The sequence below is a fragment of the Nonomuraea sp. H19 genome (assembly GCF_052068215.1).
Taxonomy (GTDB): Bacteria; Actinomycetota; Actinomycetes; order Streptosporangiales; family Streptosporangiaceae; genus Nonomuraea.
The window spans coordinates 81,636-100,897 of the sequence record NZ_JBQHCV010000020.1; the positions used below are offsets into that span (position 1 = coordinate 81,636).

Genomic DNA, 19,262 nt, shown 5'->3' on the forward strand with positions numbered 1-19,262 from the left:
TCGAGCACCGGTTCCCAGGCGCGTGCGTATTGGACTGACCTGTACGAACGATGCGGGAACGTGCGCTGGTGTTCGTGATCGTCCAAGCCGGTTGTCACGCAGTACGTCACTCAGCGCGCGGCTACAGAGCTGAGGCGCTGGCCAAGCCACCCGTGCCATTGCACCGGACGAAAGAGTTGGTTGGGCGCGAGGTCCACGCACACTCAAGTCAGTCGTCCAACAACTCCTCCACCGGCACCGTTTCCTCGGCGGGTGGCGGCTTGATGTGCACCTTCATTCCCCAGTCCGACAGACGCAGGTCCTCGACGAAACCTACGTACGGTTCCTCGTAGGGGGCTCTGTTGCGAGCGTCGTTCGGTTCTCGCCAGGTGCTCCACGCCCTGCGGACGAGTTGGTCACCGCCGATCCACAACCGCCAGGACACCTTCCATCCGGCGTACTTACCTGTGGGCTTGCTGCGGAAGCCGATGCTCATGTCCGGGTTCACTTTGCGGAGCTGGGCGAAGGTGATGGTGCCTTGGTAGAGGGTGGTGCGTACACCGTCGTAGACGCCCCCGGCTCGTGTGTCCTTGGTGGTGGCCAGCACCGCTTTGAGTGTGGCCGGGTCCCTGAGGCTGACATGGCCGGACTTCAGATCAAGCTGGCACGGCGGCCAGTCGTAAGCGACCCAGGTTTTGCCCGGCGGCAATGGATCGTCAGGGTCTTGCTTGACATACCACTCGTAGCCTTGCTTGCCAATACAGATGTTACGAGTGCCGCGAAGCCCAATGTTGGGGTCCCTCATGTCAGTCGCAACGATCTTTCCCTTGCCGAAGCCCACAACGCCTCGCACCGGCTTGACGGAAGACCAACTGCCGAGCATAAACATTTGAGAACGCTCGACGATCTTTACTCCATGGCCCGGGACGAACTGGCGCTGGATGGCATCCGCCGGATCCAACACCGCCTCGGCCTGCGCGGCCGGTCCCACTATCACCATGGGTACGGCCATCAGGAGAACTGCCACGACCACTCGTCGCTTCATAGCCAGGGATCTTCGCAGCGACAGATCTCATTGTGATCACGCTGTGGGCGGTGACTAGACCTAGCGCCGGGTCGGCGGTTCCGGGCGCCGAGTGGCTGCGGGAACGTCGGCGATCTGGCTCGCCAGCGGGCCGTACGGCGGAGAATGCACGTGGGCCTACATAGCGCGGCGCGTGAGGCTGAAGGCCGTTCTCGCGCGGCCGCCACTCGGTCCGCGCACTCAGGCCTCACGACTCAGCCTTCCCGCCAGGACCGTGTACTGGCGCCACGTGTTAAGCCAGCCTCTAATCACCACGCGGCAGACTCTCGAATCCATGAGCGACAATAGACCTCGGTAACCAAGACGGATTCGTCGCTCCATCACGCTCCTAAGCTCCGCTTCATCGAAGCCTAGTTCTTGCAGAAAGAGCGATTCCAGGAGGTGTAGGAGAATCGCTTCACCCACCCGCGCGCCCCGATGATCTGTTGCGAGGTCATGCACCCCAGGTAGCCCGTGGCTTATCTGGTTCCTCAGTCTAGCGACTCGGCTCGCCCAATCCTCCGCGAGTTCGAGGTTTTCCATCGCTGGCGCAACACGCTTCGACAACCGATTGAGGCGATCTTCGAGAGATGGTTCATACGAGTTGGCTATAAGTTTTTTGATTCGCGCTCGCCTCTTCGAATTCAATTTCTCGATTCCGCGAAGCGCTTTATCTACATCGTCGGCTATCTCTTGGTACTCTTGAGTGCGTCCAGATTGCACGTCGGGATGCAGTAAGCGATCTATGGCCTCAACGATCGTCACTGCAGTAAGGAATCTCGGCACAGGCCATCTGTACTGGCGATTGATAAGAGTGACCCACTGGTCGATAATATATCGCCAATTCGCGATCACTGAGAACATCTGCTCGCCGAGCTCTTCCCAGCGATAGTCGCTGATATAGAAGAACAGGTCTTCTCCGGTTGGCTTGCGAGGCGCTACACTTGACCGCGGAATCCCGAACCACACGCGGAGCCAGTTGGGGCGCCCCTGCTCACGCGCCATATCCTCCCATCGTTCGTCGCCGACATAAAGACTTTCGATTGGCGCAGGAGAGCTTATGGCTAGCGACATCAGAACTTCGAGGGGAAGGGTATATTTATTAAAAAACTCCCGAATTGCGATAGGGGAGCCCAACTCCACTATGAACTTACATTGAGTCTTTAAGGTTGCGTCACCATTCTGGGGCCAAAGAATGGAGTCATCGGCGACAGTGAGTGTCCCGCCTGGGATTTTTGTACTCCGAGAAGGAGGTGGTGCGTAGGTGAGCGATTTCGGCTTCGGGAGCGGCTCCTCGAATTGATATGAGAATGCAGTCCAGTTTGCCCATTCGCGCTGTCCGTGCAGTCGCACTTCGGCTTTGGATGCTATGAGGTCCTCCTCATCCAGCAGCAAGCCTTCGAGAGCAAACCACGGGCGAAGCGTTATATCGGCCTGCGGCGTTAATCCCGATCTTGATTTTCCTGTTCTGCAATCAATTAGGGTGACGGGGGTGCCGAAGACAATGCCGTGCAGTACAGGGATCTCTTTGAGTGGCTCGAACATCAGCGACGCACGATCGGCAGGCTGAGATGGATTGCGATGCAGTCGTGCAGCTATGCGGCCATCTTCAGCAATTTCACATACACCTGGAATGGGATCATCATTTCCTGTTCCGGGTATCCACCATTGGGCAGGAGCTACTTCGCCAATCTTGAGGCCCATAGATCCTCCAAGTCGCTTGAGTTCTCACTGGAACACCAATACCGCAGAAAGCACCTTAGCGCGGTTTCCGTACGTATGTGTGGTCGGTCGCCACATGTGGTCGGAAGGCTAACGACGGTCCAGGGCTTCCTAGAAGCCTATAGGCCGACCCTGCCGTCAGGGATCGTACATATGCCCGACGTCCGCAGCGGCGCGAGCGAACCCGTAAACCCACCGATGCACGTGTGCTGAAACACCAGGGCACCGGTAGCGCTCGAGACCAGTGTTCCAGCAGGCTCCAGGGACAGCACGGACATCGCTGTCCCGACCTGTCCCCCGCTGGCTTCGAGGATTTCCGCACTTCGAGAGGGGATGAGGGACAGCAGGGACAGCAGGGACACCTGCTACGGCGTCGAGCCTCGCAACGACTCTTGGATCGCCTGAAAGCCGGGAGCGCCTGCCGCGGCCAGGTCATAGGCGGCACGGTTGAGTTCGGTCACGGCGTAGGCGTTGAGCGCTGTGGCGTCCGGGGCGACGTCCAGCGCCGTGGCGACTGCGGCATCAGCATCACCTTGGATGGCCTGGGCGCGGGCGAGGCAGGCTCCGTACCAGGCTCTGTCGCGGCGGTAGTGGTCGGGCAGGGTGGACAGGCCGCGTTCGAGGTAGTCGGCGGCGCGGCGGCCGTCGCCGAGTTCCAGTTCGGCCATGCCGCGTTGCATGAGGAACCAGCCCTCGTTGTAGAAGTACATCCAGGGCGGCTCGTCTTCGGGACGCTCAGCGGCGGTTCGGATGAGGTCTTCGGCTTCGGCGAGTCGGGTGCGGGCTTGGTTGGCTTCGCCCAGTTGGGCGTGACCTCGGCCGGCCATCTGTGCGGCCATGCCTTGGATGCCGTAGGCGGTGCGGCCGTCGTGCCAACGGGAGGCTTCGGCCAGGCGGACGCAGCGAGACGCGTCACCGAGGCTCCATGCCTGGTGGGCGCGCATATTCAGGGTGGTGGAGGCGAGGCAGGCGTCTCCGGCTTCGACGGCCCAGGCGTGGGAGCGGTCGTACCAGGCCAACGCGGCGGCGTGCTGGCGGGAGTCCTGGCACATCCAGGCGATGAACTGGGCGTACTGGGCCAGCACGGCAACCGTCCGGTCGGCGAGCGGGGCTCGGGCGCCTCGGGCCAGGTCGGCGACGGTGGCCAGTTGGGCGTGGACGATGGGCAGCAGAGGGCGGCTGCCGATGGTGTCCTCGACGCGGCGATGCTCGGCCAGGCAGTGTTCCAGCCATTGCACGGTCGCCAGGTCGACGCGGCGCGGCTGCTCGATGGCCCGGGTGATGCGCTCGTACAGATCTGCGTCCGGAGCCAGGGAAGGCAGGGCCAGCGCGGGAATCGGCGTGGTGGTCGTGCCGAAGAGCTGGTCCTCGGCCATGCCGAAGGCGCCACAGTAGAGCCGGGTGTAGAAGGCGTCCGGCCGGTGCTCGCCGGTCTCGTGGCCCCGGATGCGCCGGATGAGGCTGTCCACCTCCGGCAGAGGCTTGTCTGACACGCGGACCAGTTCGCGAGCCAGATCGCGCTGTGACCAGCCGCGCGTCTTGCGGGCCGCAAGCAGGCGGGCGGCCCAGTACGGGACGGGCTCGTTCATCCGGCACACCTCCGAGGGGAGAGGAGCGGACACGGGGCGGACATCCCAGGTCGCCTCTCAGTGTCCTCTGTTGAGCTGTTACCGCCTGTAGCTGGGATGTATGCATGTTCGGCGACAGCGACGGTTTCTACGAGTGGACGGCCAGCGACGAATGTGGCCGGGGCGCGTGCGGTGTCACAGGTGAGCATGAGCGGGCAGTTGCCTTGTTGAGCCAGTCGCTCGGCTCGCTGGCTCCCGGGGCCATGGGCGTGGTCCGCGTGGTGCGGCTGGACCGCATGGCCCGGCAGCCCTCCTACGTCTATGGCCCTACCGTGCTGCGCTTGCGGCGCGCGAAGCAGGCAATGATCGCCCGGGGTGAGTGAACCACCGTGGCGGAGTGGGAGCCGTACGCGCAGCGCGGCGGCACGCTGCGGGTGCGGGAGACCTCGTGCTGTGGGGAGTACGAGTGGTGCTGTGAGGCTGGCTTGTACTTCGTTCTGCGTCGCAACGGCGAAGGCTACGAGGCGACGCCCCGGCGCCGCTATGCCGAGGCCCGGCCTGTCTGGGAAGCCCTTATCCGCAATCATCGGCACACCTCCCGGCGTTAGAGCGACGGCAGGTCCACCAGCGCAGGCTGCGACAGGACACGCCGCTCTGCGGGGAAGGCCCGATAGACCGCTTCACGGATCGCCTCGTCTCGCACGCGTGCGACGAACTCCTCGGGAGTGCCGCCGCACAGACGGCGCAGTTCAGGGGAGTCGTCCAGAAGGCTCTGGATCAACGTAGGTTGATCGACCAGGCGTCGAGCCTGCCCATCCCCGTTCGTCAGGCAGCCGTGGCGGCCCACGTAGACGAAGCACGGTGGCAGCCGGACACCGGATTCCAGGGTCACCGGGTGGCGGTCGGCGGGCAGGCGGCGACGCCAGTAGTTGGGTTCGGTGACGTCCAGCGTCGCCAGCTCGCGATCGTCGAGCCAGAGCACGAACAGCCGCGCGGTCTCCCCCGGCGCCTCCACCGGCACCGCGGGCACGTACCCCCACCGGTTCACATGGGCTGAAACACCAGGCGCGATGCCCTCGACGTCGGCCAGGGTCATGGGGATGACCGGTCGGATCGCGTGGTTCACGAACTTGCGCCGCATCTGGCTGGGCGAGGCGTTCGAGCCCACCGCGACCACCGGATGGCGCTCCGACATGGGTGAGCAGCCCAGCCGCACCAGAAGCTTGCCCAGTGTCTCGTCCCCGGCCTGCCACTCCTCGGCCGGAGTCCCGCCGACGGGGAGTAACGGCAGGTACTCGTCGTCCACCAGCACGCCGGAGGTGGTGGGGATGCGGCCCGGATAGGTGAGGGGGCGCGACATGGGGTCGTCGTGGAAGAGACCTGTTTCGGTCACGAGGCGTCCAGCTCGTAGACGAGGGTGTGTCGGTCTCCTGGTGCCACGGTGATCATGACGCGTACGGGGTGGCCTTCGGCGTCGTAGCCGGTGCGCATGTGCTCGGCCACCGGGGTGCCGGCGGGCAGCCCGAGTCGGGCGGACTCGTCCTTGGTCGGCATCCGGATCTGGATCTCGTCCACCAGCCGGGTCTGTCCCCGTCCGATGGACGCCAGTAGACCGCCTGGGGCGCTCACGTCCTTCGGTTGCATCAGCGGGGTGCCCCTGGCGATGTCCTCGGGGAAGTAGCTGTCGGCCGTTTGGAAGGGCACGTCGTCCACGTACCGCACCCGACGCCGGACCACCACGATGTCCTTCTCGGCGTCGAGGTTGAGGCGTTCGGCGACCGCTGGTGGTGGAATCTCCAGGCCAACGCTCACTTCCTGGAGGGGGACGCGGCCTTGCTCCTGGACCTCGGTGGCCCATGCGTCCGCGTCGGCGCGGTGGTTGCTCTGGTTCTCGAAGTGGGAGAGGTGCCAGCGTAGGCGCGTCTGTGAGCGGACGATACGGCCGCGGCCTCGCCCGCTGCTGAGCAGCCCCTCGTTGGTGAGCTGCTGCAACGCCTGCCGCACCGTCTGACGCGACACGCCGTGAGTCTCCGCCAATTCCTGTTCGGGCGGCACCGTGTCGCCCGGCGCCAGTTCACCTCGTTCTATCGCCGTGCGCAGCGCGTCCGCGACGCGTTCGTACAGCGCGCGGGAGTCGGATCCGGTTGGCACGTGAGTCCTCCTTGAACGACTTGTACGTACTCACCGTACCAAGAGGCTTGACAGTAATCGAGCAATCACGCAGAGTACGTACACAGCACGGAGTACGGAGAGTACGTACTTAGCTCGACGAGCTTCGTGCTGCAACAGAAAGCCGGAGCGCGGTCCTGTCGCCAAACGAGATCCGCACCCCGGCGCCCCATCAAGAGAGGTGTCTTCATCATGACCTACGGGTCCAAGAACCTGCAGTACGTCACCATCCCGGCCGAAGGCGTCCAGTGGACGTGCCTGGTGTGCGACGGCATCGAGGAGACCGCGCCCGGCTACGAACCGCCGTCGCCCCTCCTATGCCCGTCGTGCATCCGGCTCGCCGTGGTCGATGAGCTGCCGCTTCCAGTGCCTCGACTGCGGCACCCGATCGGCCAGCCCCTACGGCTGCCGCCGCTGTGGTACCTCGGCCGGACGCCAACTCCAGCGCTGCACCGTTCACGGCGTGCGCTGCGTGCCCGGCTGCCGCGTCTGTCGCCTGCTCACCCGTTCCCAGTGGAGCTGACCGTGATCTCTGTCCTCGTCTACCTGCTGGCCTTCCTCGCCGGAGGACTGTTCATCGAACTCGTACGCGTGGGCCAAGAGCGCTACCGGCAGTGGCAGGTGGCCCACCACACAATCCGCCAGGGCGGCTCCCTTGAGGTCGTCGCCCGAGGCTGGGCCGCGTCCCCGGCGGAACTGGTGCAACAAGCCCAGCTGCCCGCGCTGCTGGGGACGGCGGTGGGGCCGATGAACCCCATCCACAACTCACCGAACGGAGCAACCACCGTGGACGACCGGCCTGCCACCGGCCCGCGCCCGCTCTCGGAAGGAGAGCGAACCCTGATCTCCGTCACCGCCGCCGCTGTCGGCGCGCTGGGCCTGATCGGGTTCATCATCTCGTTCGCCACCGTCATGAACGCGGCCAAGCCCACCTTCGGCCCGCTCGCCTTCATGCTGCCCCTTGGTGTGGACCTGGGCATAGGGGTGTTCTCCGCGCTGGACATCGTCCTGGCCCGGCTGGACATGCGGGTGCGCTGGCTGCGCTTCATCCCATGGACGCTCACCGCCGCCACCGTGTACCTCAACGTCGCCGCCTACGCCAACGCACCGAACGGGCCCGACTGGTTCGCCGTCGTCGCCCACGCGATCCTGCCCGGCCTGTGGGTGGTGGCCGTCGAGATCGGCACACACGCCGTACGCAAGCGCGCCAACCTCGCCGGCTCGTCACGCCGACTCGACAGCATCCGCGTCTCGCGCTGGCTGCTGTCGCCGCTGCCCACGTTCGCGCTGTGGCGGCGCATGGTGCTCTGGGAGGTGCGCTCGTACCCCGACGCCCTGAACCGCGAGCGAGAACGAATCCTGGCCAAGACCGATCTTCAGGACCGCTACGGCCGTCTGTGGCAGTTCAAGGCCACCCGCCGAGAACGCGCGCTGTACAAGCTCGGCGAGCTGGCCCCGGCCGACGCCGTGACGGTACGGCTCACCACGCCTCCGCAACGTCCAGCCCTGACTTCCGCACCCGTCCGCAAGTCGTCGTCACGTAAGCGCAGGACCGCACGCCAGGCCATCGCCCCGTCCGACGTGGACGACCTCATGCCGCTGGGCTGGCAGATCGCCGCCGACCACAAGGCACGTGGCGTCACGCTGACCCGGGACCGGCTACGCGACGCCATCCGCCAGACTGGCCAGTCCGTCTCCACCGACCGCGCCGGAGCGCTGCTCGCCCGCCTGCGGTCGGAGACCAGTCCGACCGCCGAGACCACAGGACGCGAGGCGGCCTGATGGACCTCACCCGTACCGGCTCACCGAGGAGCCAGCCGTCACCGGTCCGACCGCACGAGCCGACCGCTGACCCCGACTCCACCGCCCGCACGGACGAGACGCGGTCCGACCGCTCCCCGTCCCCGACCAGTTCAGTACGGGACGCGGCCTCATCCGCCAAGACTCCGGCCGCGCCCCGCAACCCCGCCCGCAGTTACGCACACGAGGTGCACACATCATGACGCATCACCCACACGAGCACGAAGGCAATGACGACCCGACCGCCCTGGGCGGGCCGGATTCCGGGGGCGAGGTCGTCCCGCTGGACGCGGCCCGCCGCCGCGCCCGCCGCGCTGACGACCAGGAGACCGACCGCGACGAGGACGAGTTCTTCGACCGCGAGACCATCGCAATCGAAGGCACGGTCTTCGGCCCTCCGGTGGACCCGCCGGATGACGACGCGCCCTACCGGCCGCGGAACGACCGGCACCGCGCCCCGATCATCCCGGCCACGCTGCGGTCCTGGAGGGGCACGCGTTCCATGCTGGTCTGGGCCGCCAAGGACGCGGGATACGTGGTCGGCTACCACGCCGTCCGCACGCCCAAGTACACCGTCAAGGCCGCCCTGTACGCCCCGGTCGGGCTCTTCCGCGCTACCGGCAAGCTGCTGCACTGGGCGACGGCGGAGGAGGGTAACTGGGCGCTGCGCCAGTACGCCGCTGACCGCAACGACCCGGAGACGTGGCTAAAGCTGGACCGGCAGCGTCAGCGGCAGTCCCGGTGGCGCTGGACGGTCGTGGCCGCTCTCGCCGTGACCGTCCTGATCGGCTTGCTGGTGTTCCTGCTCGCCGACGTCCCGACGTGGGGCCGCCTGTTGGCCGTCGCCGTGGCGGTGCCGTTGCTGGCCCGCGCCGGTAGGCCCACGGACAAGCCCATCACCGACCGCGTGTCCGAGGGACCGCGCTACCGCAAGCTCACCGCCGAGTTGGTCCGCCGCGCGCTGCTGTCCTGCGGCATTTCCGGCATCAACCAGGCCGTCAGCAAGGACCCGAACGCCATCAGCTTCCCGCAGGAGATCCACCGCGTCGGCCCCGGCCACCTCGCCGTCGTGGACCTGCCCTTCGGCGTGGAGGCCGCCGATGTGGTGGCCCGCAGAGGCCGGCTGGCCTCCGGCATGCGTCTCCCGCTCGACCAGGTCTGGCCCGAGCCCGGCGACGGCCACCCCGGGCGGCTCGCGCTGTGGGTTGGCTACGAGCCCGCCTCCCAGATGAAGCAACCCGCCTGGCCGCTGCTGCGAGACGGCAAGGTGGACGTCTTCAAGCCGTTCCCGTTCGCCACCACCCCGCGCATGGACACGGTCAACGCCTCCCTGATGTTCCGCAACTGGCTCGTCGGCGGACAGCCCGGCTCCGGCAAGACGTTCGCCCTGCGCCTGGCCGTCCTCGCCGCCAGCCTGGACCCCCGCGCCGAGCTGCGCATCTACGAACTCAAGGGCGTCGGCGACTTCAAGGTCCTGGAACCGGTCTGCACCGAGTACGGCAACGGCTTCGACGACGAGACCATCGCCCGCTGCGCCGGGATGATCCGCTGGCTGTACAAGGAGTGCGAGCACCGCTCCAGGCGCATCGCCCACTACGCCCAGCTCGGCAAGGCCCCGGAGAACAAGGTCACCCCGGAACTCGCCTCGCTCAAGGACTCCGGCCTGCACCCGCTGATCGTCGCCATCGACGAGATCCAAGAGCTGTTCCTGCACCCCAAGTACGGCAAGGAAGCCGGAGAGATCCTGGAGAAGGTCATCAAGCTGGGCCGCGCCCTGGGCGTGATCCTGCTGATCGGCACCCAGATCCCCGACAAGGACAGCCTGCCGACCGGCATCACCCGCAACGTCAACACCCGCTACTGCATGAGCGTCGCCGACCAGGTCGCCAACGACATGATCCTCGGCACCTCGATGTACAAGAACGGCTACCGAGCCACCATCTTCGAACCGGTCAAGGAGGCCGGTTGGGGCATCCTGTCGGGCCTCGGCAAGCCCGCCGCCCGCCGCTCCTTTGAGGTGGACACCGACAAGGCCAAGCAGGTCGTGGCCCGCGCCATGCAGCTACGCGGCCTGGCCGGCACCCTGCCCGATGAGGGCACCCAGACTCGTACCGACGCGCCCACGTTCGACCTGCTGTCCGACCTAGCCGAGATCTGGCCCGCAGGCGAAACCGCCGCCTGGAACGAGGCCCTGTGCGCCCGCCTGGCCGAGCTCCGGCCCGACTTCTACACCGGCTGGGCCTCCGAACAGCTCACCACCGCGCTCAAGCCGCACGGCGTGCCCGTGCAGGCGATCGGCCGCCGCATCGACGGCAAGGCCGTCACCCGGCGCGGCATCCGCCTGGACGACCTCACCGATGCCGTCGCGGAACGTAACCGACGCACCGGCACTGGGTGACCCCGTCGAGGGGTGCTGGCGCTAGCGGCTGACCCTGCTATCGCTAGCACCCCCGCTAGCACCCGAAACAAGCCCTGGCCAGGACGTTAGCACGCTAGCGCCCTCGCTTGACTACACCCGAAAACGGCCCAGGAGGCCGCCATGACCCCTGCCCAGTTCATCGCTAGCGCCGTGATCGTGGCCACCTTGATCATCACCGTCCGTTACGCCGTCGAGTGCTACATGCGGCCCTTCCGCCGCTGCCACGCCTGCCAAGGCAAGGGCCGCAAGCCCAACCGCTTCGGACGCGGTTCCCGCGACTGCCGCCGCTGTCGCGCCACCGGCCTGCGTCTGCGGATCGGCCGCCACCTCTGGAACCACGCCCGTGCCCTGCACCGAGACGCCACCCGCTGAACCGAACGGAGCGCCTATGACCACTGCGAACCTGACCCGCTACGCGCTCGCAGCCGCCGCCCGAGGCTGGCACGTCTTTCCGCTCGCCCCGAACGGCAAGACCCCGCCCCGCGGCCTCACCGCCTGGCAACACCGCACCACCACCGATCCAGCCACCATCCGCCGCATCTGGGAGCGCTCCTACAACATCGGCATCGCCACCGGCCCGTCCCGCCTGGTCGTCATCGACCTGGACCGGCCTAAGCCCGGCGAGCAGCCGCCACCGGAGTGGAACCGCCCTGGGATCAACGACGGCGCAGACGTCTTCGCCAACCTCTGTGAGCATGCCGGACAGCCGCTACCACCGGAGACCTTCCAAGTCCGCACCCGACGCGGCGGCCTGCACCTGTACTTCACCGCACCGGAAGGAGCCATCCTGACCAACACCCGAGGCAGCCTCGGCTGGCTGATCGACACCCGCGCCAACGGCGGCTACGTCGTCGGCCCCGGCAGCCACGTCAGCGACCAGGACGCCACCGGCACCTACGAAGTTCTGCACCCGATCACACCGGCTCCGCTCCCGGCCTGGCTGGTCGAACGTCTACGCCCGGCCCCGCTCCCGCCTCAGAAGCCGGTCACCGTGCCGCTCGCGTCCGACCGGCGCGGCTCCTACATCCGCGCCGCCGTCCTCGGCGAGCTGAACCGAGTGACCAACTCGCCGCCACACGGCCACAACAACGCCCTCTACCTCGCCTCTGTCGCCCTCGGCCAGCTCGTCGCCGGAGGCGAGCTGAACGCCGCCGCCGTCACGTCGTGGCTCACGGAGGCAGCCACGCAGATCGGTCAGCCGTACGGCGAAGCCCGGCGCACCATCGCTTCCGGCCTGCGCGCCGGTGCCCGCCGTCCCCGGACGGTGGCCGCATGACCAACGACCGCACCACGCACCTGCGCCTGGTCAACGGTGATGCCGTCAACGCGCCCGCCCAGGCCGTGCCGTTCCGTACCTCCTGGACGGCCGACGAGCTGATGGCCATGACCTTCCCGGAGCCCCGCTGGGCCGTCCCTGGGATCATCGCCGAAGGGCTCAGCCTGCTCGCTGGTCCGCCCAAGGTGGGCAAATCCTGGCTCAGCCTCGGCCTGGGCATTGCCGTCGCCAGCGGCGCCAAGGCCCTGGAAGCCATCGACGTGGAGCCCGGCCCGGTCCTCTACCTCGCTCTGGAGGACACCGCCCGCCGCCTCCAGAACCGCATGGGCAAGATCTTGGGTGGCCAGCCTGCACCCAAGGATCTGACCCTGGCCACCACCTGCCCCACCCTTCCACAGGGAGGGGAAGAAGCCATCGCCCGCTGGCTGGACCGTAACCAGAACGCCCGCCTGGTCGTCATCGACGTGTTCGCCAAGATCCGAGGCAACACCCCGCCCGGCCTGTCCGCCTACGACGCCGACTACGCCGCTATGAGCCGCGCCAAGCGCCTGGCCGACGCCTATGGCGTGGCCGTCGTCCTGATCCACCACGTCCGCAAGATGGCCTCGGAAGACTTCCTGAGCGAGGTCTCCGGCACCAACGGCCTGGCCGGGGCAGCGGACGCCACCCTCGTCCTCAAGCGCGCCCGTGGCACCGCTGACGGCGTCCTGCACGTCACCGGCCGCGACGTCGAAGAGACCGAGTACGCCATGGCCTTCCAACCGGCCGCCGGCATCTGGCACTTGCTGGACGGCCCACCCGAAGACCACGCCCTGTCCGACTCTCGCGCCGCCATCGCCCGCCACGTCCGCCGGCACCCCGGCAGCACACCCAAGGCCATCGCCGAGGGCACCGGACTGTCCTACGAGAACGTCCGCAAGACCTGCCAGCGCATGAACGCCGACGGCCAGCTCTGCGTCAACGCCACAGGCCACTACCGGCTGCCCGGTACAGACGCCCCGGCAGCCGTCCCCGGCGTCCCCGCTGTCCCTGACCACACCACGACCAGCACCAACGCCCAGATCCACGAGGGACAACCGGCCCTGCTGCCCGTCCCCGCTGTCCCCGCCGACGAGGAGAACCACCAGTGACCACCTCAACGCCGGACAGTGTCCGGCTCGCCGACACCCAGCTCTACCGCGTCACCGACGCCATGCGCCTGCTCCGCATGAGCCGCACCGTCATCTACGACCAGATCCGCACCGGCCGCCTCCGCTCCGTCAAGCAGGGCCGTGCCCGACTCATCACCGCCAGCGCCATCCGCGACTACATCACCCTTCTGGAGAAGGAAGCAGAGGAAGCAGCCTGATGACCAAGCGACGCAGCAGAGGAGACGGCGGCCTCCACTGGGACGACAAGCGCCAACGCTGGATCGCCACCGCCAGCCTTGGATTCGACCCCAGCGGCAAGCGGATCGTGAAGCGGGGGAGCGGCAAAACCAAGACCGAAGCCAAGAACAAGCTCAAGGAAGTCCTCCGCGACTACGAAGACGGCCTGGCCATCGCACCGGCCGACTACACCGTGGAGCGCGCGGTGAACGACTGGCTGGCCTACGGCCTGAATGGTCGTGACCCCGCCACGGTGAAGACCTGCACGATCCTGTGCAGGACCCACATCATCCCGGCCTTGGGCGCTCGGAAGCTCCGGGACCTGAGCGCGGAAGACGTGGACAAGTGGCTCGCTGCCAAGGCGAAGACGCTCAGTACACGGACTCTTCAGGGTCTCCACGGCTGCCTCAACCGTGCAATCAAACGAGCGATGGCCCGAGACAAGGTCAAGCGGAACGTCGTGGCGCTTTGCTCGGTACCGAAGGGGAGGGAAGGACGCCCGTCCAAGGCGCTGACCTTCGCCCAGGCGGAAGCCGTGCTGAAGGCGGCCGAGAGTTCCCGCATGTACGCCTACATCGTGCTCTCCCTGCTAACCGGAGCGCGCACGGAGGAACTGCGGGCGCTCACGTGGGATCACGTGGACCTGGACGGCCTCCCGGACGCCAGTCCGCCCGTCCCTCCGCACGTGGCCGTCTGGCGCTCTGTACGCGCAGGGGGAGACACCAAGACCCGGAAGTCCCGCCGTACCCTTGCCCTCCCCAAGCGCTGCGTGGACCTCCTACGCCAGCACCGGGACGACCAGCAACGCGAGCAAGGTGACGCATGGTCGAAAAGCGGATTGGTGTTCGCGTCGGTCACGGGCAAGCCACTGGACGCCGCCAACGTCCGGCGTGACTTCCGCAACGCCATCAAGGACGCGGAAGGCCTGGACGCGAGGGAATGGACGCCACGGGAACTCCGCCACAGCTTCGTATCGCTGCTCTCCGACAACGGCATCCCGCTGGAGGAGATCTCCCGACTGGTGGGCCACAGCAGTACTTCCGTGACGGAGGCTGTTTACCGGAAGCAGATTCGACCGGTCCTTCAAAGAGGTGCGGTGATGATGGATCAGATCTTCAAGAATTCTGACTCTTAACGCATATGGGGTAGCTCCCGTGGGCGGTGACCCCGGTTTGGGGTCACCGCTATGCGCTTATCTGGCACTATGTTCTGGTGACTCCAACAACGTCGCAGACGTGTGCAGGCTGTGGTAAAGAAACCGACAAACAGATGTATAACGGAAAGGAGGGTAAGTACTGCCAGGCTTGTTATAGGTACGAGCGGAAGCACGGTTCGACGGAGAGGCGTGGCGTCAAGCCCGCCTTATCGGAGGAAGTCATCATCCAGAGTTCGGAGCGCAATCTGGATACGGGCTGTCTGATCTGGAAAGGTGAGACGGATCGTGATGGTTATCCCCGGTACTTCGATGGGGTCCGTCATGCCCACGGCGGCAAGGCGCTCGTGTACGTTCGGCGCTGGCTGGTTGATCAGGACGAAGCCTTCTGGCCCAAGGGGCAGATAGTGGAGAGCGTCTGTGGTGAGAGGCTCTGTGTTGAGCTGAGCCACCTCTCCATCTCCAAGGTTTCCAACGGTCGTTGGACGCAGGCGGGCATCAACTCGCGCAAGACGCATTGCCAAAACGGACATGAACTCACAGAGGAGAACATCTATTGGGCCGATGGCGGGAGAAGGCAGTGTAGACAGTGCCGATGGGAATCCGCCACTTGGAGTCAGGGGAAAAACCCGGACGAGCTTGAGCGTGGCATCTGGAACGGCAATAAGACGCATTGCCCATGGGGTCATGCCTACGAAGAGCATGGTGGTACTAATCGAGACGGGTCTCGCTATTGCCGCCCGTGCCGGATCGCTACGCAGCGCAAGGTGCTGTACGGCCTGGACCGGGGTGAGTATGAGGCCATGCTGGAGCGCCAAGGCAATCGGTGTCTCACGTGTTTCGAGAAATTCGAGCACGACGGTACACGCACCACTGCTCATGTTGACCATGATCACGAGACGGGGCAGGTACGGGGCCCGTTGACCGAACTAACTCATGTGTTCTTGCAGGTCAACGCGTTTCTCCGCTAGCTTCTCGGGATGCTTCAAGGTGATGTCCCCGAGCGGGACTTGGCGACGTTCGTCCTGCCCGAGTTGGGCCGGCTACAAAAGACCGGCGATCAGTGGGCGCCGTACCAGATAGTCGACCAGGGTGGCATTGTCGTCGGCCCCGTCCGGGCCTTCTTCGCCGAGCTGCAGGCAGAGGGCAAATCCGCCTCCACGGTCCGGTCATACGGCATGGACCTGCTGCGTTGGTGGCGGTTCCTGTGGGCGCTCGACATCGAGTGGAACCGGGCTACTCGTGCGGATGCACGAGACTTCACCCGGTGGATGCAGATCGCGAACAAGCCGCAGCGCCTGCACTGGAGACACCGGAACGCCGGCTACTCCGAGAAGACGGCGCCGAAGCCGCGGATGACGAGGAAGAAGATCCCCGGTACGCCGAACGCCATCACGGGCAAGGCCTCGCCCGGCCCGCAGTACGCCGCGAGGACTCGGGCACACTGCGAAACCGTGCTGCGCACGTTCTACGACTTCCACCTGGACGAGGGCACCGGGCCAATCATCAACCCGTTTCCGCTTGACCGTTCCCGTCGCAGCAGCCGCGCGAACGCCCACCACAAGCCTGACCAGCCCTTTAAGTCAGAACGGGCAGGCCGCTACCGGCCGGTCATCCCGAAGCGTGCACCCCGGCGCATCCCCGACGAGATGTTCAATGCACTCTTCGCCGCCCTCCGCCACAACAGGGACCGCGCTTTGCTGGCTTTCTGGGTTTCCAACGCTGCCCGCGCCGAAGAGCTCCTTACCAGTCGGCAGCGTGATGCCCTTCCCGGTCAGCAGTTGGTCGGCGTGATTCGGAAGGGAACCCGGGCCTACCAGCAGCTTCCCTGCTCAACCGATGCCTTCGTCTGGCTACGGCTCTACCAGGAGGAGGCCCGGCGAGACGGCGTCCCGCACGGCAAGAACCTGCCGTTGTGGTGGACGCTGAGGCGGCCGTGGCGTCCGCTGAACTACGACGCGGCGCGGGCGATGTTCAACCGGACCAACGATCTTCTTGGAGCGAACTGGACGCTCCACGATCTACGCCACACCGCGTCCTACCGACTCGCCCGCGACCCCAACATGCCTCTGACCGACGTCCAATGGGTCCTCGGTCACGCACATCTGACGACCACACAGCTCTACCTTCCGGCCAGTCAGGACGAGGTAATCGAACGCGTCCGCGCCCATCATGCACGCCGGGCCGAGCAGCGCGACCGGCCACCGGCGCCGCCGGCTCCTGGCTACAACTCCGACTCGATGAAGACTCTCTTCGGGAACTCGTGGTGACGAGCACTGAGACCTTGGTCGCTTCGACCGCCATCCGAGACGCTCAGCCGCTCGCCGGCGAGGCCCTCCGGGCCGCCAAGAAACGTTTCCCGCCGCGGCCTTACGAGGACGACTGGACTGCCACCAGCCATTCCTATGACGAGGTCGTCGCCCGGCTGAACCGACCTCCGCTACGGGCCGCGAGCGAGAGCACCCACTTCTACCGGCGCCGGGGCGCAACACTCATTCTGCACTGGCTCCTGAAGCAGCCGGGCGACACCTGGCAGCAACGCTGGAACGCATCTCCCGCGGCGAGTGGCACCGGGGCACAGTGGAACGAGCTCAACGCGACCTGGGTCGGCTACAACGCGGCGAATGCGAACGGCATCCTCAACACCGGCCTGTTCGCCCTGGTCTGCGCCGACGTGCTCCGGCCATCGCTCCGCTGGCAGCTCACCCGGACCTCGACCAATCTGCGTGCCATCATCACCCGGCACCGTGACCCTGATGGCTTCGCCCGCCTTCAGGAGTTGGTGGGCCCAGAGGCATGGTCCTCCCATCTCGGCATTCTCGCCAAGAACGTGCTGGTCAAGCTAGTCATCGCCAAGGGAGGTGGCTTGGCCGACATCAATGTCGGAGACGCCATTGAGTACATGGAGGAGCATCGAGCTCAACGGGCCACGTCGGGCGGACAAAGCCTGTTCTACTCCTGGGTGAAGAGCCTGGGTCACCTGCCTCCCGACGCACCCGTGTCACTGAGGCTCCTGCACCGAACGTCCGGCCAAGTCTCGGTCGAGCAGCTCGTCGACCGCTACCAGCCGCAGTCCAAGCCGATCCGGGACCTGCTGGTCGAGTACCTCAAGGAACGCCAGCCCACCATGGACTACACGTCCTTGGAGGACGCGTCACGGACGCTCGTGAGGAACTTCTGGCTGCAGATTGAGCGCATTCAGCCCGGCATCGACACACTCCGGCTGCCGTCCGAGGTCGTCAGCGCATGGAAGCAGGCCAGCCGGACGAAAGTCACGCGCCGCCGGCTGCCCGATGGCACAGTCCACGAGGCAATATCGGAGCGCGCCAACTACGGCAGCCTCATGCTCGGAGTGCGAGCCCTCTACCTCGACCTGGCCCACTGGGCCGTCGAGGAACCAGAACGCTGGGGCCCGTGGGTTGCTCCTTGCCCGGTCAGCGCCGCCGATGCCAGTACCTCCAAGCACGAGAAGCGCCGCAAGGCGAAGATGGACCAGCGCACCCGCGAACGACTGCCCGCGCTGTCCACCGTTGTCCGTGCCGCCAGGGCGAATTGGACGGAGGCCCAGGAGGGGATGGACGCCCTCCGAGTCGCCCCACTCGGCGGCCAGTTCATGTTCAGAGGCAGGACCTACACGCGCCAGAAGAAGGACTCGTCGACTCCGTTCCGGGCCTACGACGAGTCCGGCCGACGCATTCATCTGGGACTGCTCGAGGAGCGGGCATTCTGGGCCTGGGCCACGATCGAATTCCTGCAGCACACCGGTGTCCGGATCGAGGAGATGCTGGAGGCCAGCCATCACGCCTTGATCCAATACAAGCTGCCCACCAGCGGTGACATAGTGCCTCTGCTTCAGGTCGCTCCCTCGAAAACAGACGAGGAACGGCTTCTCCTTGTCAGCCCAGAGCTGGCCGACGTCCTGAGCACGGTCATCGCCCGCGTCCGTGACCCTCGAACAGGCGCGATCCCGATGCTGCCCATCTACGACGTTGCGGAGAAGATCTGGAACCCGCCGATGCCGCTGCTGTTCCAGTGGACATACGGAGGCCAGCGCACGCCGGTGTCCCGCCAAATGATCCGCGATGGTCTTAACGAGGTCCTGAAACGAACCGGGCTCACCGACTCCGCGGGCGAGCCCCTCGACTTCGCTCCTCACGACTTCCGAAGAATCTTCATCACCGACGCAATCCGCAGCGGCCTGCCGCCCCATATCGCACAAGTCCTGGCCGGTCACTCCGACATCAACACCACGATGGGCTACAACGCCATCTACCCGGCAGACGCCATCGAAGCGCACCGCGCATTCATCGCCCGTCGACGATCGCTTCGTCCCAGCGAGGAATACCGGACCCCGACGAACGAGGAGTGGGACGCCTTCCTCGCCCACTTCGAGAAGCGCAAGCTCTCTCTGGGAACCTGCGCTCGGGCCTTCGGAACGTCGTGCATCCACGAGCACGCTTGTGTCAGATGCTCGCTCCTCCGACCTGACCCGGCCCAACGGGCACGGCTTGCCGAGATCCGCGACAACTTGATCGCCCGAATCACCGAAGCTGAACAGGAGGGATGGCTCGGTGAGATCGAAGGACTCCAAGTCAGCCTCGCCAGCGCAGAGGAGAAGCTCGCCCAGCTCGATGCAGAGCAAGTCCGTCAACGCCAAGTGGTTGATCTCGGCATGCCCCGCTTCAGCCAGATCGCGACACGAATCAGTACGGCAAGAGGACCTTCAAGTTAGCCGAGCTCATCCAC

General features: G+C 66.1%; 16 protein-coding genes. 11 read left to right on the forward strand and 5 right to left on the reverse strand.

Translation table 11 applies throughout. The features are described 5' to 3' along the window. Positions 1–208 precede the first annotated feature (208 nt). From ACTMTI_RS36725 to ACTMTI_RS36735, 3 genes are all read right to left on the reverse strand, one after another. Positions 209–1,006, reverse strand: a complete 798-nt coding sequence (locus ACTMTI_RS36725; RefSeq protein ID WP_441125296.1) for a hypothetical protein — start codon at positions 1,004–1,006, stop codon at positions 209–211. Positions 1,007–1,243: 237 nt separating this feature from the next. Beyond that, positions 1,244–2,746 carry a HEPN domain-containing protein gene (locus ACTMTI_RS36730; RefSeq protein ID WP_441125297.1) on the reverse strand — a complete coding sequence of 501 codons (1,503 nt, stop codon included), beginning with the start codon at positions 2,744–2,746 and terminating at the stop codon, positions 1,244–1,246. A 383-nt stretch (positions 2,747–3,129) separates the two neighbouring features. Beyond that, positions 3,130–4,353: an XRE family transcriptional regulator gene (locus ACTMTI_RS36735; RefSeq protein WP_441125298.1), complete on the reverse strand. Its 1,224-nt coding sequence runs from the start codon at positions 4,351–4,353 to the stop codon at positions 3,130–3,132. 104 nt (positions 4,354–4,457) lie between these two features. Here ACTMTI_RS36735 and ACTMTI_RS36740 point away from each other — a divergent pair, with 104 nt between their 5' ends. Beyond that, entirely contained in the window at positions 4,458–4,715 is a 258-nt protein-coding gene (locus ACTMTI_RS36740; RefSeq protein ID WP_441125299.1) for a hypothetical protein, read from the forward strand. 221 nt (positions 4,716–4,936) lie between these two features. Here ACTMTI_RS36740 and ACTMTI_RS36745 read toward each other — a convergent pair whose 3' ends face one another. Both ACTMTI_RS36745 and ACTMTI_RS36750 read right to left on the reverse strand, forming a co-directional pair. After that, the gene (locus tag ACTMTI_RS36745; RefSeq protein ID WP_441125300.1) at positions 4,937–5,725 is read right to left on the reverse strand and encodes a hypothetical protein; all 789 of its coding nucleotides are present in this window, start codon (positions 5,723–5,725) and stop codon (positions 4,937–4,939) included. Further along, positions 5,722–6,483: a GntR family transcriptional regulator gene (locus tag ACTMTI_RS36750; protein ID WP_441125301.1), complete on the reverse strand. Its 762-nt coding sequence runs from the start codon at positions 6,481–6,483 to the stop codon at positions 5,722–5,724. Before ACTMTI_RS36750 ends, ACTMTI_RS36745 begins: the two co-directional genes overlap by 4 nt. A 210-nt stretch (positions 6,484–6,693) precedes the next feature. Here ACTMTI_RS36750 and ACTMTI_RS36755 point away from each other — a divergent pair, with 210 nt between their 5' ends. From ACTMTI_RS36755 to ACTMTI_RS36800, 10 genes are all read left to right on the forward strand, one after another. Beyond that, complete coding sequence (locus tag ACTMTI_RS36755) at positions 6,694–8,283, forward strand: DUF2637 domain-containing protein (RefSeq protein ID WP_441125302.1); 1,590 nt, start codon at positions 6,694–6,696, stop codon at positions 8,281–8,283. A gap of 217 nt (positions 8,284–8,500) precedes the next feature. Then, positions 8,501–10,699 (forward strand): cell division protein FtsK, encoded by a 2,199-nt coding sequence (locus ACTMTI_RS36760; protein ID WP_441125303.1) that lies wholly within the window; start codon positions 8,501–8,503, stop codon positions 10,697–10,699. A gap of 141 nt (positions 10,700–10,840) precedes the next feature. After that, a complete protein-coding gene (locus tag ACTMTI_RS36765; RefSeq protein WP_441125304.1) occupies positions 10,841–11,092 on the forward strand; it encodes a hypothetical protein in 252 nt (83 codons plus the stop codon). A gap of 16 nt (positions 11,093–11,108) precedes the next feature. Further along, positions 11,109–11,996 carry a bifunctional DNA primase/polymerase gene (locus tag ACTMTI_RS36770; RefSeq protein WP_441125305.1) on the forward strand — a complete coding sequence of 296 codons (888 nt, stop codon included), beginning with the start codon at positions 11,109–11,111 and terminating at the stop codon, positions 11,994–11,996. Further along, positions 11,993–13,126 (forward strand): AAA family ATPase, encoded by a 1,134-nt coding sequence (locus tag ACTMTI_RS36775; RefSeq protein WP_441125306.1) that lies wholly within the window; start codon positions 11,993–11,995, stop codon positions 13,124–13,126. The genes ACTMTI_RS36770 and ACTMTI_RS36775 overlap by 4 nt, the downstream gene beginning before the upstream one ends. Continuing rightward, positions 13,123–13,344 (forward strand): helix-turn-helix domain-containing protein, encoded by a 222-nt coding sequence (locus ACTMTI_RS36780; RefSeq protein WP_350759781.1) that lies wholly within the window; start codon positions 13,123–13,125, stop codon positions 13,342–13,344. Before ACTMTI_RS36775 ends, ACTMTI_RS36780 begins: the two co-directional genes overlap by 4 nt. Continuing rightward, positions 13,344–14,498 carry a tyrosine-type recombinase/integrase gene (locus tag ACTMTI_RS36785; RefSeq protein WP_441125307.1) on the forward strand — a complete coding sequence of 385 codons (1,155 nt, stop codon included), beginning with the start codon at positions 13,344–13,346 and terminating at the stop codon, positions 14,496–14,498. The genes ACTMTI_RS36780 and ACTMTI_RS36785 overlap by 1 nt, the downstream gene beginning before the upstream one ends. Positions 14,499–14,575: 77 nt before the next feature. Beyond that, a complete protein-coding gene (locus ACTMTI_RS36790; RefSeq protein WP_441125308.1) occupies positions 14,576–15,487 on the forward strand; it encodes an endonuclease domain-containing protein in 912 nt (303 codons plus the stop codon). A 9-nt stretch (positions 15,488–15,496) separates the two neighbouring features. Further along, positions 15,497–16,786: a tyrosine-type recombinase/integrase gene (locus ACTMTI_RS36795; RefSeq protein ID WP_375133450.1), complete on the forward strand. Its 1,290-nt coding sequence runs from the start codon at positions 15,497–15,499 to the stop codon at positions 16,784–16,786. Continuing rightward, entirely contained in the window at positions 16,783–19,248 is a 2,466-nt protein-coding gene (locus ACTMTI_RS36800) for a tyrosine-type recombinase/integrase (RefSeq protein ID WP_375133449.1), read from the forward strand. Before ACTMTI_RS36795 ends, ACTMTI_RS36800 begins: the two co-directional genes overlap by 4 nt. The last annotated feature ends 14 nt before the right edge of the window (positions 19,249–19,262 follow it).

Excerpts from the sequence above, each read along its gene's own strand:
- ACTMTI_RS36770 (WP_441125305.1), top strand. The coding sequence starts at position 11,109 with ATGACCACTGCGAACCTGACCCGCTACGCGCTCGCAGCCGCCGCCCGA.
- ACTMTI_RS36735 (WP_441125298.1), bottom strand. The coding sequence starts at position 4,353 with ATGAACGAGCCCGTCCCGTACTGGGCCGCCCGCCTGCTTGCGGCCCGC.
- ACTMTI_RS36740 (WP_441125299.1), top strand. The coding sequence starts at position 4,458 with ATGTTCGGCGACAGCGACGGTTTCTACGAGTGGACGGCCAGCGACGAA.
- ACTMTI_RS36795 (WP_375133450.1), top strand. The coding sequence starts at position 15,497 with ATGCTTCAAGGTGATGTCCCCGAGCGGGACTTGGCGACGTTCGTCCTG.
- ACTMTI_RS36760 (WP_441125303.1), top strand. The coding sequence starts at position 8,501 with ATGACGCATCACCCACACGAGCACGAAGGCAATGACGACCCGACCGCC.
- ACTMTI_RS36775 (WP_441125306.1), top strand. The coding sequence starts at position 11,993 with ATGACCAACGACCGCACCACGCACCTGCGCCTGGTCAACGGTGATGCC.
- ACTMTI_RS36755 (WP_441125302.1), top strand. The coding sequence starts at position 6,694 with ATGACCTACGGGTCCAAGAACCTGCAGTACGTCACCATCCCGGCCGAA.
- ACTMTI_RS36785 (WP_441125307.1), top strand. The coding sequence starts at position 13,344 with ATGACCAAGCGACGCAGCAGAGGAGACGGCGGCCTCCACTGGGACGAC.
- ACTMTI_RS36730 (WP_441125297.1), bottom strand. The coding sequence starts at position 2,746 with ATGGGCCTCAAGATTGGCGAAGTAGCTCCTGCCCAATGGTGGATACCC.
- ACTMTI_RS36765 (WP_441125304.1), top strand. The coding sequence starts at position 10,841 with ATGACCCCTGCCCAGTTCATCGCTAGCGCCGTGATCGTGGCCACCTTG.